At 42.7% G+C, this 12,335-nt stretch carries 13 protein-coding genes; all 13 read left to right on the top strand.

Going from position 1 to position 12,335, the window contains the following annotated elements:
• Position 1: 1 nt before the first annotated feature.
• The 13 genes from nifD to U2718_RS04865 all read left to right on the top strand — a co-directional run bounded on the left by nifD (position 2) and on the right by U2718_RS04865 (position 12,184).
• Complete coding sequence (gene nifD, locus U2718_RS04925; protein ID WP_341995599.1) at positions 2-1,492, top strand: nitrogenase molybdenum-iron protein alpha chain; 1,491 nt, start codon at positions 2-4, stop codon at positions 1,490-1,492.
• A 207-nt stretch (positions 1,493-1,699) separates the two neighbouring features.
• Positions 1,700-3,238, top strand: a complete 1,539-nt coding sequence (gene nifK / locus U2718_RS04920) for a nitrogenase molybdenum-iron protein subunit beta (RefSeq protein WP_341995598.1) — start codon at positions 1,700-1,702, stop codon at positions 3,236-3,238.
• A gap of 239 nt (positions 3,239-3,477) precedes the next feature.
• Entirely contained in the window at positions 3,478-3,804 is a 327-nt protein-coding gene (locus U2718_RS04915) for a Mo-dependent nitrogenase C-terminal domain-containing protein (RefSeq protein WP_341995597.1), read from the top strand.
• A 166-nt stretch (positions 3,805-3,970) separates the two neighbouring features.
• The gene (gene nifE, locus U2718_RS04910) at positions 3,971-5,473 is read left to right on the top strand and encodes a nitrogenase iron-molybdenum cofactor biosynthesis protein NifE (RefSeq protein ID WP_341995596.1); all 1,503 of its coding nucleotides are present in this window, start codon (positions 3,971-3,973) and stop codon (positions 5,471-5,473) included.
• Positions 5,473-6,798, top strand: a complete 1,326-nt coding sequence (gene nifN / locus U2718_RS04905) for a nitrogenase iron-molybdenum cofactor biosynthesis protein NifN (protein ID WP_341995595.1) — start codon at positions 5,473-5,475, stop codon at positions 6,796-6,798. The genes nifE and nifN overlap by 1 nt, the downstream gene beginning before the upstream one ends.
• 150 nt (positions 6,799-6,948) lie before the next feature.
• On the top strand, positions 6,949-7,362 hold the full coding sequence (nifX, locus tag U2718_RS04900; protein WP_341995593.1) for a nitrogen fixation protein NifX: 414 nt from the start codon (positions 6,949-6,951) through the stop codon (positions 7,360-7,362).
• The gene (locus U2718_RS04895) at positions 7,359-7,835 is read left to right on the top strand and encodes a NifX-associated nitrogen fixation protein (RefSeq protein WP_341995591.1); all 477 of its coding nucleotides are present in this window, start codon (positions 7,359-7,361) and stop codon (positions 7,833-7,835) included. Before nifX ends, U2718_RS04895 begins: the two co-directional genes overlap by 4 nt.
• Positions 7,836-7,943: 108 nt before the next feature.
• Positions 7,944-8,144, top strand: a complete 201-nt coding sequence (locus tag U2718_RS04890; RefSeq protein ID WP_341995589.1) for a CCE_0567 family metalloprotein — start codon at positions 7,944-7,946, stop codon at positions 8,142-8,144.
• Positions 8,141-8,458 (top strand): nitrogenase-stabilizing/protective protein NifW, encoded by a 318-nt coding sequence (gene nifW / locus U2718_RS04885; protein WP_341995587.1) that lies wholly within the window; start codon positions 8,141-8,143, stop codon positions 8,456-8,458. Before U2718_RS04890 ends, nifW begins: the two co-directional genes overlap by 4 nt.
• 10 nt (positions 8,459-8,468) lie before the next feature.
• A complete protein-coding gene (locus U2718_RS04880) occupies positions 8,469-9,257 on the top strand; it encodes a HesA/MoeB/ThiF family protein (RefSeq protein WP_341995585.1) in 789 nt (262 codons plus the stop codon).
• A 186-nt stretch (positions 9,258-9,443) separates the two neighbouring features.
• On the top strand, positions 9,444-9,815 hold the full coding sequence (locus tag U2718_RS04875; protein WP_341995583.1) for an iron-sulfur cluster assembly accessory protein: 372 nt from the start codon (positions 9,444-9,446) through the stop codon (positions 9,813-9,815).
• A 408-nt stretch (positions 9,816-10,223) separates the two neighbouring features.
• Positions 10,224-10,523: a 2Fe-2S iron-sulfur cluster-binding protein gene (locus tag U2718_RS04870; RefSeq protein WP_016872348.1), complete on the top strand. Its 300-nt coding sequence runs from the start codon at positions 10,224-10,226 to the stop codon at positions 10,521-10,523.
• A 710-nt stretch (positions 10,524-11,233) separates the two neighbouring features.
• Entirely contained in the window at positions 11,234-12,184 is a 951-nt protein-coding gene (locus U2718_RS04865) for a heme o synthase (protein WP_341995581.1), read from the top strand.
• Positions 12,185-12,335: the final 151 nt, after the last annotated feature.

The raw sequence follows: 12,335 nt of genomic DNA, 5'->3' as shown, positions 1-12,335 counted from the left end.
TATGACACCTCCAGAAAACAAGAATATTGTAGAAGAACACAAAGAACTAATTAAAGAAGTTCTCCAAGCCTACCCCGAAAAATCTCGCAAAAAGCGCGAAAAACACCTCAACGTTCACGAAGAAGGCAAGGCTGATTGCGGTGTTAAGTCTAACATCAAATCTGTTCCTGGTGTAATGACCGCTCGTGGTTGTGCCTATGCAGGTTCTAAGGGTGTAGTCTGGGGGCCGATTAAGGACATGATCCACATTAGCCACGGGCCTGTTGGTTGTGGTTACTGGTCTTGGTCTGGTCGTCGTAACTATTATGTCGGTGTAACTGGCGTCGATTCCTTCGGTACCATGCACTTCACCTCCGACTTCCAAGAGCGGGATATCGTCTTTGGTGGTGATAAAAAACTCACCAAAATGATCGAAGAAATTGAAGAACTCTTCCCCCTCAACCGTGGTGTCTCAATTCAATCAGAATGTCCCATTGGTCTGATTGGAGATGACATCGAAGCCGTAGCTAAGAAAGCTGCTAAACAAATTGGTAAACCTGTAGTACCTCTGCGTTGCGAAGGTTTCCGAGGTGTTTCTCAATCTCTCGGTCACCACATTGCTAACGACGCTATCCGTGATTGGATCTTCCCCCAATTTGATAAAGCGAAGAAAGAAAATAAAATCGACTTCGAGCCAGGGCCATATGATGTAGCACTAATCGGTGACTACAATATCGGTGGTGATGCTTGGGCAAGCCGGATGTTATTAGAAGAAATGGGCTTGCGTGTTGTTGCCCAGTGGTCTGGTGATGGTACTCTCAACGAGTTGATCCAAGGGCCAGCAGCTAAATTAGTTCTCATCCACTGCTACCGCTCGATGAACTACATCTGCCGTAGTTTGGAAGAAGCCTATGGTATGCCTTGGATGGAATTCAACTTCTTCGGCCCTACCAAAATTGCTGCATCTCTGCGTGAGATTGCTGCTAAATTTGACTCCAAGATCCAAGAAAATGCCGAGAAGGTGATCGCTAAGTACACACCGGCAATGAATGCGATCGTCGAGAAGTTTCGTCCTCGCCTTGAAGGCAATACAGTCATGCTGTATGTTGGCGGTCTGCGTCCTCGTCACGTTGTTCCCGCTTTTGAAGACTTGGGTATTAAAGTAATTGGTACTGGCTACGAATTCGCTCACAACGACGACTATAAGCGCACAACCCACTACATCGACAACGCTACTATCATCTACGACGACGTTACCGCCTACGAATTCGAGGAATTTGTTAAGGCTAAGAAACCCGATTTAATTGCCTCTGGTATCAAAGAGAAGTACGTGTTCCAGAAGATGGGCTTGCCTTTCCGTCAAATGCACTCTTGGGATTACTCCGGCCCTTACCACGGTTACGACGGCTTCGCAGTTTTTGCTCGTGACATGGATTTGGCTCTTAACAGCCCCACTTGGAGCTTAGTAGGCACTCCTTGGAAAAAGTCCGTAGCGAAGGCTAACGCTGCCTAGTTCAAAGGGAAATAGATGGATAGCCTGGGGTTTACACCCCAGCTACAAAGGGAAGAATGATGAATGCTGAATGCTGGATGGAATAATTGGTTTCATTCATTATTCATCATTCACCACTCGTAACTCCCTCCGGGATTCGACCCCTCGGCTATCCCCGCACTGCTCACCCACCATCACCCATTCAGCAAGCAATAGAGAGATACACAAATGCCACAGAATCCCGAAAAAATCGTAGATCACGTACAACTATTTCAACAGCCAGAGTACCAAGAACTCTTTAAGAACAAGCACGAGCAGTTTGAAGGCGCACACTCACCAGAAGAAGTTCAACGGGTTTCTGAATGGACAAAAGGTTGGGAGTACCGTGAAAAGAACTTTGCCCGTCAAGCATTAACTGTCAACCCTGCTAAAGGTTGCCAACCCGTAGGCGCTATTTTTGCTGCTGTCGGTTTTGAAGGCACCTTACCCTTTGTTCAAGGTTCTCAAGGTTGCGTTGCTTATTTCCGTACTCACCTCAGCCGCCACTACAAAGAGCCATTCTCAGCCGTGTCTTCTTCAATGACTGAAGATGCAGCCGTGTTCGGTGGTTTGAACAACATGATCGAAGGCTTGCAAGTTTCTTACCAACTCTACAAGCCCAAGATGATTGCCGTCTGCACCACCTGTATGGCAGAAGTTATCGGTGATGACTTGGGTGCTTTTATCACTAACGCTAAGAATGCTGGTTCGATTCCCCAAGATTTTCCAGTACCTTTTGCCCACACCCCCAGTTTCGTTGGCTCTCACACCACTGGCTACGACAACATGATGAAGGGGATTCTGTCTAATTTGACAGAAGGTAAGAAGAAGGACAAAACCAACGGCAAAATTAACTTTATCCCTGGTTTTGATACCTATGTTGGTAACAACCGCGAATTAAAGCGGATGTTGGGTTTAATGGGTATCGATTACACCGTTTTAGCGGATAACAGCGACTACCTGGATGCTCCCAACACTGGTGAGTATGATATGTACCCAGGTGGTACAAAGCTGGAAGATGCTGCTGATTCTATTAATGCAGAAGCTACCGTTGCCCTACAGCGCTACACTACTAATAAAACTCGTGAATACATTGGAACTAAGTGGAAACAGCAAACCAAAGTCCTGCGCCCATTTGGTGTGAAAGGTACTGACGAGTTCTTGATGACTTTATCTGAAATGACCGGTAAGCCCATTCCTCAAGAATTAGAAGATGAGCGTGGTCGTTTGGTTGACGCCATGACTGACTCCTACGCGTGGATTCATGGCAAGAAGTTCGCTATCTACGGTGACCCAGATTTAATCTATAGCGTCACTAGCTTCTTGTTAGAATTGGGTGCTGAACCAGTACACATCCTCTGCAACAACGGTGACGAGGAATTCAAGAAAGAAATGGAAGCAATCCTCAGCGCTAGCCCCTTCGGTAAGCAAGCAACTGTTTGGACTGGCAAAGACTTGTGGCATCTACGCTCTTTGCTGTTTACCGAACCTGTAGATTTCTTCGTCGGTAACTCCTACGGTAAGTACCTATGGCGTGATACCAAGATTCCAATGGTACGTATTGGTTATCCTCTATTTGATCGCCACCACCTACACCGCTATCCTACACTTGGTTACCAAGGTGGTTTGAACTTACTCAACTGGATTGTTAACACCATCCTTGATGAGTTGGATCGCAGCAGCAACATTGCAGGTAAGACCGATATCTCCTTTGATTTGATTCGTTAAGAATCTCATCAACTCGCAACGTGCCAATGAAGGATTAGGGGCAAAGAAGAGGACAAGGGGAGGGGAAGACAAGGGAGCGTAAGTGCCCTTGCGGGTTAAGCGCGTTGTAGCGACTGGCGTAGACAAGGGGCAAGAACATGCTGATCAATTCTGCGTGTCCCCGCGTCCCCATGTCCCTGTGTCCTCTTCCCAATCCCCAATTCCTTTTTTCTTTGAAATTATTACCCAATTTGTGAAAGATGGCCTCTGTAAATCACACTCACAACCACCCTAACTTTCATCCACCAAACTATCAAAAATCTGGTGGTTTTGATATTCTATATCCATTGCGTCGGTTCGTGGATAATATTCAAGTAAAAAACCATCATCTTGCTCATCTAATTTGCCAATTCATTCCTTGCTGTTGTCCCTTTGAGCGGAGTATTAAAATATTTGGGTGTACATTTAATATTCCTGCACTGTGCAAGCTAAATCCTTTATATGACAATTTTGTGGGATTACGTTTTCGTGCTTTATCTTATCTCAGCGATGAATGTGGAGAAGATGTCACGAAATATATTTGCTAGTCGTTACATATTACTCATTATTCAATACTCATTATCGATTACTAATTAGTTATGAGTCATTAGTTATTAGTCATTAGCAAATTACAAATGACCGATAACAAAAACAAATGACCAATGACAAATGACCAAGGACAACTAACAACTTTCATCCAGCGCGAGGAAACAGATGACAATCACCCAAGGCAAAATCAATGAGCTGCTCTCTGAACCAGGATGCGAGCATAATCATCATACTCATGGAGACAAAAAAAATAAGACTTGCAAACAACAAGCTCAACCTGGGGCTGCTCAAGGGGGCTGTTCCTTTGACGGTGCAATGATTGCCCTAGTACCGATTACTGATGCTGCTCATTTAGTCCACGGGCCGATCGCCTGCGCTGGTAATTCCTGGGGTAGTCGTGGTAGTCTTTCTTCTGGCCCTCAACTTTATAAGTTTGGCTTTACTACCGATTTAAGTGAAAATGATGTAATTTTTGGAGGTGAAAAAAAGCTTTACAAAGCTATCTTAGATATTTACCAACGTTACCAACCAGCAGCAGTATTTGTTTATTCTACCTGTGTCACTGCTTTAATTGGTGAAGATATGGATGCAGTTTGCCAAGCTGCTGCCAAGAAAATAGGCGTCCCTGTTATCCCTGTCAATTCTCCTGGTTTTGTAGGTAGCAAAAATCTTGGCAACCGAATTGCTGGTGAAGTATTGTTAGAACACGTTGTTGGTACTGCTGAACCTGAATACACCACGCCCTATGATATCAACCTTATCGGTGAGTACAATATCGCCGGTGAAATGTGGAATGTCTTACCACTGCTAAAAAAATTGGGCATCCGTGTTTTGGCAAAAATGACCGGTGACTCTCGCTACGAAGAAATCTGTTATGCCCACCGTGCCAAGCTCAATGTAATGATTTGCTCCAAAGCCTTGATTAATATGGCAAGAAAAATGAAGGAGCGTTACGGCATTCCCTACATTGAAGAGTCTTTCTACGGTGTGGAGGACATGAACCGTTGTTTACGGAATATTGCCGCGCAATTAGGTGACCCTGCTCTACAGGAACGCACGGAAAAGCTTATCGCTGAAGAAACCGCTGCATTACAAGAAAAACTAGCTCCCTATCGCGCCCGTCTTAAAGGCAAGCGCGTTGTTCTTTATACTGGAGGTGTGAAGAGCTGGTCAATTATTTCTGCGGCGAAAGACTTGGGAATGGAAGTTGTTGCTACCAGTACTAAAAAAAGTACGGAAGAAGATAAAACCCGTATTAAAGAGTTACTCGGTCAAGATGGCATCACCCTGGAAAAGGGCAATCCTCAAGAAATACTGCGGGTGATTAGTGAAACAAAAGCCGAGATGTTAGTTGCTGGTGGTCGTAATCAATACACTGCTCTCAAAGCCCGGATTCCTTTTTTAGATATCAATCAGGAACGCCACCACGCCTATGCAGGTTATGTGGGGATGGTAGAAATGGCGCGTGAGCTAGATGAAGCGCTTTACAGTCCGGTATGGGAGCAAGTACGTAAGCCAGCACCTTGGGAAGAGGACGCAGGAAATAAGGACACGGGGACACGGGGAAGTGGAGACACGGGGAATATCTCCGCGTCTCCGTTTCTTTGCGTCTCCGTATCGCCTGAAATTCGCCTCCCACTCTCTGCATCTTTCGAGGAGGAAGTTTGATGGCGACTGTCGTTGTTCCCAATAAACCAGTTGTAGTTAATCCTCTCAAACAAAGCCAAACTTTGGGTGCAGCCCTTGCCTTCTTAGGACTGAAAGGAATGATGCCTTTACTCCACGGTTCCCAAGGTTGTACTGCTTTCGCTAAAGTGATATTGGTGCGGCATTTTAGGGAGGCAATTCCCCTCTCGACCACGGCAATGACCGAAGTAACCACAATTTTGGGTGGTGAGGAGAATGTTGAAGAGGCAATCCTAACTCTGGTACAAAAGTCACAACCAGAAATCATCGGTTTGTGTACGACTGGATTAACGGAAACCAGAGGGGATGATATGGAAGGTATTCTCAAAGATTTCCGCAAACGTCATCCAGAACTGGATGAATTGCCAATTATCTTGGTTTCCTCTCCAGATTTTAAAGGTGCATTACAAGATGGCTTTGCTGCTGCGGTGGAAAGCACAGTCAAAGAGATTCCCCTACCAGGTGATAAAAAGGCACAGCAAATCACGATTTTGATGAGTTCTGCCTTTGCACCAGGGGATGTGCAACAGGTGAAAGAGATAGTCACTGCTTTCGGATTTACACCGATTATCGTACCTGACCTTTCCGCTTCTTTGGATGGTCACTTAGATGATTCTTACAGTCCGATTACAGGCGGTGGCACAACTCTGGTACAACTGCATAAAGTTGGCAGTTCTGCTTTCACTTTGGCATTGGGCGAAAGTATGCGGAATGCAGCAAAAATTTTGCAACAACGCTTCGGCATGCCGTTTGAGGTATTTGCTGAACTGACAGGGTTAGAACCAACAGATCGATTTTTGCAATGTCTGGCACAATTGAGTGGTAATAGCGTACCAGAAAAATACCGTCGCCAACGTCGCCAGTTGCAAGATGCTATGCTAGACACTCACTTTTACTTTGGACGCAAACGAGTTTCTCTAGCATTGGAGCCAGATTTACTGTGGTCAACAGTTTGTTTCTTACAATCAATGGGGACAGAAATACAAGCAGCTGTAACGACAACGCGATCGCCCTTATTGGAAAAACTCCCCATTGATAAAGTCATCATTAGCGATCTAGAAGACTTTGAGCAATTAGCAGCAGGATCTGACTTACTAATTGGCAACTCTCACATTGCAGCGATCGCCAAACGACTTGGCATCCCTCTTTATCGCCAGGGAATTCCCATTTTTGACCGTTTGGGTAATGGTCAATCTACCAAAGTGGGCTACAAAGGCACGATCCAAATGTTATTTGACATTGGCAACCTCTTTTTAGAGGCAGAGGAAGCAAGTATCAAAGATACTAACATCTACGGTGATTGGTAATGGGGGCTAGGGGCTAGGGGCTAGGGACTAGAGATTAGGAATTTTAGATTAAATTCCAATCCACAATCGCAAATCTAAAATTCAAAATTTAATTATCTAATCCCCAATACCCAATCACCAAAGGCTAGCCCCTAATGTAGGAGAAAGAAAATGAAAATAGCCTTCACAACTAACGACCGAGTTCATATTAATGCTCACTTTGGCTGGGCTAAAACAATTGATATTTATGAGATATCATCCGAAGGATTTCAGTTTGTAGAAACCTTAAACTTTGGTGGAAATCTCAAAGAAGATGGGAACGAGGATAAATTAGTTCCTAAATTGGATGCACTTGTTGATTGCACAATTGTTTATGTATCTGCAATTGGCGGAAATGCTGCTGCACGTTTAATTAAGAAAGGCGTTACTCCAGTTAAAGCACGAACTGAGCAAGAAAAAATAACTGATGTTCTGGAAAACCTAGTCAGAACTTTGCAGGGGAGTCCTCCACCTTGGTTGCGTAAAGCCCTACAGCAAAAATCTCGCAACTTTGAAGATGAATTAGAGGAGGAAGCAACGGTATGAGCGCAACTAATAGTGTGAATGGAACAGCTACAACAGAAGTTTTAAAATCACCTTTCTTGAAAGCAATAGTGCAACAAATTCGTGGACAAGATAGCTATGGAGTATATCGCAATTGGTCGGATGAGTTGATACTAAAACCTTTTATTGTTACCAAACAAAAGAAACGTGAAATTTCTGTTGAGGGTGAAGTAGATCCGATCACAGTAGCAAGAATTATAGCATTTTATCGAGCTGTTGCAGCCCGGATTGAACAAGAAACGGGTCTTTTATCTCAGGTTGTAGTTGATTTAAGCCATGAGGGTTTTGGCTGGGCGCTAGTATTCTCAGGTCGTTTACTACTAGCTGTTAAAACCTTACGAGATGCTCATCGTTTTGGGTTTGAATCTTTAGAAAAGGTAGCGAAAGAAGGAGAAAAATTAGTACAAAAAGGCGTGGAATTAGCTCAACGTTTTCCAGAAGTAGGAAAACTGTAAATAATTCATCATTAGTCATTGGTCATTGGTCATGAGTCATTCGTAAAAAATGATGAATGACAAATGACGACTCTGACTATTGTGTTCACCATGCTCAATCAATGACAAATGACAATTGAAGAAATACAAACTCAAATTAAACGTCTTAATAGTAAGGCGGGTCAAATGAAAATGGATCTGCACGATTTAGCAGAGGGATTACCAACAGATTACGAAAAACTTATGGATGTTGCTGCTGCAACTTATAAAATTTATTGTCAGTTAGATGAATTAAAGCAACAACTGAAACAAATGGAGCGAAATAAATGAGCGAAGATTGGGATAAGTTCCAAAAGCTTACAGAAGCAGAGGAATATTTTGAGTTTTTTCAGCTACCTTATGACCAAAAGGTTGTCAATGTAAATCGTCTACATATTCTAAAAAAATTCTCCCAATATATTCAAGAAATTGATGAGAATTATACTGACCTTAGTTCCAAAGATAAGTTAAGTAAATATTGTGAAGCGCTACAACAGGCTTATCAGGTTTTTCTCGAATCCACACCTCAAGAACAAAAGCTGTTCAAAGTGTTTAACCAGAAGCCTAAAAATGTAATTACGCTGACAGAAATCACTTCTGATTAGGAGGTAAAAAGTGATAGACCTAACGCCTACCGAGTTAGAACGTTACCGTCGCCAAATGATGCTCCCTACTTTTGGCGAAGTTGCACAAAAGCGCCTGAAGTCAGCAACTGTTCTGGTGACGGGTGTGGGGGGATTGGGCGGTACGGCAGCGCTTTACCTAGCAGTAGCAGGCGTTGGGCGACTGATCCTAGTTCGAGGTGGCGATCTGCGGCTTGATGATATGAATCGTCAGATTTTAATGACGCATGATTGGGTTGGTAAGCCAAGGGTTTTTAAGGCAAAGGAAACTTTAGAAGCAATCAATCCTGATGTCAAGGTAGAAGCAGTTCATGAATATGTCACCTCGGAGAATGTGGATGTTTTGGTGCAATCCGCAGATATGGCACTTGACTGCGCCCATAATTTTACGGAGCGCGATTTGTTGAATGAAGCTTGCGTGCGCTGGCGTAAGCCAATGGTGGAAGCAGCGATGGATGGGATGGAAGCTTATCTAACTACCATTATTCCCGGTGTAACACCTTGTTTATCTTGCCTGTTTCCCGAAAAACCAGATTGGGATCGGCGTGGATTTTCAGTGTTGGGTGCTGTATCTGGAACTCTTGCTTGTCTTTCTGCATTAGAAGCAATCAAGCTGATTACTGGATTTAGCCAACCTCTCCTATCACAACTGCTGACAATAGATCTGGCTCGGATGGAATTTGCCAAGCGTCATTCTTACCGCGATCGCTCTTGCCCAGTGTGTGGTAATAATGCGCCTTGGAGATACTTGCAATCAAAATCCACAGTCATTAGTCAGTAGGGGCGAGTTTAGCCGTCACTCTGTGCGGGCTAACGTAATGTCTCGTTAAACCCGCCCGTACAATAGTCATTAGTTATTGGTTGTTAGTTAATAGTTGAAAAATGATTGGAAACATCAACAAATAACGAGCAGCAAAGGACAAATGACGAATGACAGAGGACAAATTTTCAATAGTCAGGAGGTCAGATGTCTGTTACTTTGACGGAAAAAGCAGAATTTCGATTGCGAGCATTTTTAGCAGGTTCTACTCCCGATGCCAACGACACAACTAAAGGCATTCGCATCTCTGTTAAAGATGGTGGTTGCAGTGGTTACGAATATGCAATGGATGTCACTAGTAAGCCACAAGCAAATGATTTAGTGATTCAGCAAGGTAAGGTAACCATTTATGTTGATGTTGAAAGTGCACCCCTATTAGAAGGGATTGTCATTGATTTTATTGATGGCGTCATGGAAAGCGGCTTCAAGTTTATCAACCCTAATGCAACTGAAACCTGTGGGTGCGGCAAGTCATTCAAAACAAGTGATTGTTCTTCTGCGGGCGTACCTTGCAGTTAATAACTAATAGTTAGTAGTTAGTAGGGGAGGCAGCACGGTGGACGGGTTCCTCGGCATAAAGGAGCCAGTGCGCCCTTGCGGCTGTGCCGACTTGTAGACGCCCGTCAGGGCAGCTACTTTCAAAAGCCACTACTCTACGAGAAGCCGGACTACGTCCGTCTACGTGTCTACCCGGAGGTTAGTACCTGCCGTGCGGGTTTAGAAGATAAATCGTCGGTTTTCACCCAGAGATAATTAATAAAACCCGCCCGTACAGTAGGTAGTGGGTAGTAATTAGTAGGTATTCGCTCATCAACTTTAAACTACTGAATGCATAAACAATCTGGCTCACCTCCTGCCTTATTCAAATAACTAACTACTAACAACTATCAACTAACAACTATCAAGTTTTTTGAGGAGAACACAAAAATGGCAACTTATCAAGTTAGATTAATCAACAAAAAAGAAGACCTTGACGCAACAATCGAAGTTGATGAAGAGACTACCATCTTAGAAGCAGCAGAGGAAAATGGAATTGAGTTGCCATTCTCTTGTCACTCTGGTTCTTGCTCTAGCTGCGTTGGTAAGGTAGTTGAAGGTGAAATCGATCAATCTGAGCAAATCTTCCTTGATGACGATCAGGTTTCCAAAGGTTTCGCTTTACTTTGTGTAACCTATCCACGTTCTAATTGCACGATTAAGACTCATCAAGAACCTTATCTTGTCTAAAGTTTTTATTCTTTCTTCCCTTCATTTTCTCTTTTCCTAGCGAATCTTGAAGTTATAGCTTTTGCACAGCTATGACTTCTTATTTATATTTTGAAGATTTAACACTATTTACTAGTTAATGAAAAGTATATTCATGAATAATTGTTATATTCAAAAATATCTTTTCTTATTTAACTATAATCTATTTTGTAATTGTTTTAACGTTTTTTTATTTTTATTTTATAAATAATCAAGCAAGTAATGTTTTATTTTTTTGACTTAACTAGTATACTGAAAATAAGTTCATTTTTTGTTAATGGCATAGAACTAGTCAATAGCTAAACAATATAGTAAGTAACAACTAAATACTCTGTACATCAGAACACAAAAGATAGTGGTCATAGAGTAGGATTTGAGTTTTTATACTTATCAATGTTTGTCAGATTTAGGTTGTGAGTTCTTGATTAGAATTGTTCAGGATGAGAGAACAAGAATCGTTAGTTTATATCAAATCTAGGAAGAAAGATTCTAAGTCAAGTAATAAATTTAAGATTGATGCTAGATAATTTTATTACTTTAGAAGTATGCTTTCTCTACTTTGTTATCAAAATAAAAAATAAAAGCTTGATAATTAATCTAAAAATTGCCGGCAGCGTTTATATCTGAGTTATTTATAGGTAGTTAAACTGTCAGCGGCAGATATTTTTCACGAATGAGGTATTGTTAACAATATGATAGGTAATACTGTCACGCACCACTATCAGAATTTTTTACAAGTTATTCAGAGTTATTACCAACTCACTAAACCCCGAATTATTCCCCTACTGCTGATTACCACAACTGCTAGTATGTCTATTGCGTCTAGGGGAAAATTAGACTTTGTATTGCTACTATTCACCTTAGCTGGTGGTACTTTTGCTGCTGCTAGCGCCCAGACGTTTAATTGCATTTATGATCGCGACATTGATTATGAAATGGAACGCACGCGTCACCGCCCTTTGCCTTCCGGGCGGGTGCAGCCTGCTCATGCTTTAATATTTGCGATCGCTCTAGCTTGTATCTCTTTCACGTTGCTTGCAGTCTTTGTGAATTTGCTTAGTGCTGTGCTGGCAATGTCCGGTATTTTGTTTTATGTGGGCGTCTATACTCATTTACTCAAACGCCATACATCTCTCAATATCGTCATTGGCGGGGCGGCTGGGGCAATTCCAGCGTTAGTAGGTTGGGCAGCAGTTACAGGTAGTGTAAGCTGGACAGCGTGGCTCTTATTTGCGATCATTTTCTTATGGACACCTCCTCATTTCTGGGCGCTGGCATTGATGATTAGCGAAGATTATGCCAAGGTGGGTGTACCGATGTTGCCGGTAGTTGCTGATAATATTACTGCCGCTCGTCAAATATGGGTGTACAGTTTATTACTAATTCCCACGACATTTTTATTATTAGAACCTCTCAACGTCATGGGTGCAATTTATGGCTGCACTGCTTTTGTACTGGGAGCTATTTTTATCAAAAAAGCTTGGGTGTTGTTACAAAATTCAGAGGATAAACAATTAGCGCGATCGCTCTTTCTTTTCTCGATTCTCTACATGATGTTACTGTGTGCTGCAATGGTGATTGATAGTTTCCCTTTCACCCATAAGTTAATCGAGGTAATTTTAGGGTTTTTGGTGAGTAGATAGTGGATAATGACCACTGTAGGGGCGGGTTTAGAAGATAAATTATCTGTTCGAACGGCAAGATTATCAGCAAAACCCGCACGCCAGTTAACGCCACTTGACGCCAGTCGCGACAACGCGCTTAACCCGCAAGGGCGCTTACGCTCTTTTATGC

The organism is Chlorogloeopsis sp. ULAP02 (assembly GCF_038404745.2).
Taxonomy (GTDB): domain Bacteria; phylum Cyanobacteriota; class Cyanobacteriia; order Cyanobacteriales; family Nostocaceae; genus Chlorogloeopsis.
This window is presented reverse-complemented; position numbering and strand designations above follow the sequence as displayed.

Bases quoted from the DNA above. Each gene is read 5' to 3' on its own strand.
- nifK (WP_341995598.1), top strand. From the start codon at position 1,700: ATGCCACAGAATCCCGAAAAAATCGTAGATCACGTACAACTATTTCAA.
- U2718_RS04895 (WP_341995591.1), top strand. From the start codon at position 7,359: ATGAGCGCAACTAATAGTGTGAATGGAACAGCTACAACAGAAGTTTTA.
- U2718_RS04890 (WP_341995589.1), top strand. From the start codon at position 7,944: ATGACAATTGAAGAAATACAAACTCAAATTAAACGTCTTAATAGTAAG.
- nifE (WP_341995596.1), top strand. From the start codon at position 3,971: ATGACAATCACCCAAGGCAAAATCAATGAGCTGCTCTCTGAACCAGGA.
- U2718_RS04865 (WP_341995581.1), top strand. From the start codon at position 11,234: ATGATAGGTAATACTGTCACGCACCACTATCAGAATTTTTTACAAGTT.
- U2718_RS04915 (WP_341995597.1), top strand. From the start codon at position 3,478: ATGGCCTCTGTAAATCACACTCACAACCACCCTAACTTTCATCCACCA.
- nifW (WP_341995587.1), top strand. From the start codon at position 8,141: ATGAGCGAAGATTGGGATAAGTTCCAAAAGCTTACAGAAGCAGAGGAA.
- U2718_RS04870 (WP_016872348.1), top strand. From the start codon at position 10,224: ATGGCAACTTATCAAGTTAGATTAATCAACAAAAAAGAAGACCTTGAC.
- nifX (WP_341995593.1), top strand. From the start codon at position 6,949: ATGAAAATAGCCTTCACAACTAACGACCGAGTTCATATTAATGCTCAC.
- U2718_RS04875 (WP_341995583.1), top strand. From the start codon at position 9,444: ATGTCTGTTACTTTGACGGAAAAAGCAGAATTTCGATTGCGAGCATTT.
- nifN (WP_341995595.1), top strand. From the start codon at position 5,473: ATGGCGACTGTCGTTGTTCCCAATAAACCAGTTGTAGTTAATCCTCTC.
- nifD (WP_341995599.1), top strand. From the start codon at position 2: ATGACACCTCCAGAAAACAAGAATATTGTAGAAGAACACAAAGAACTA.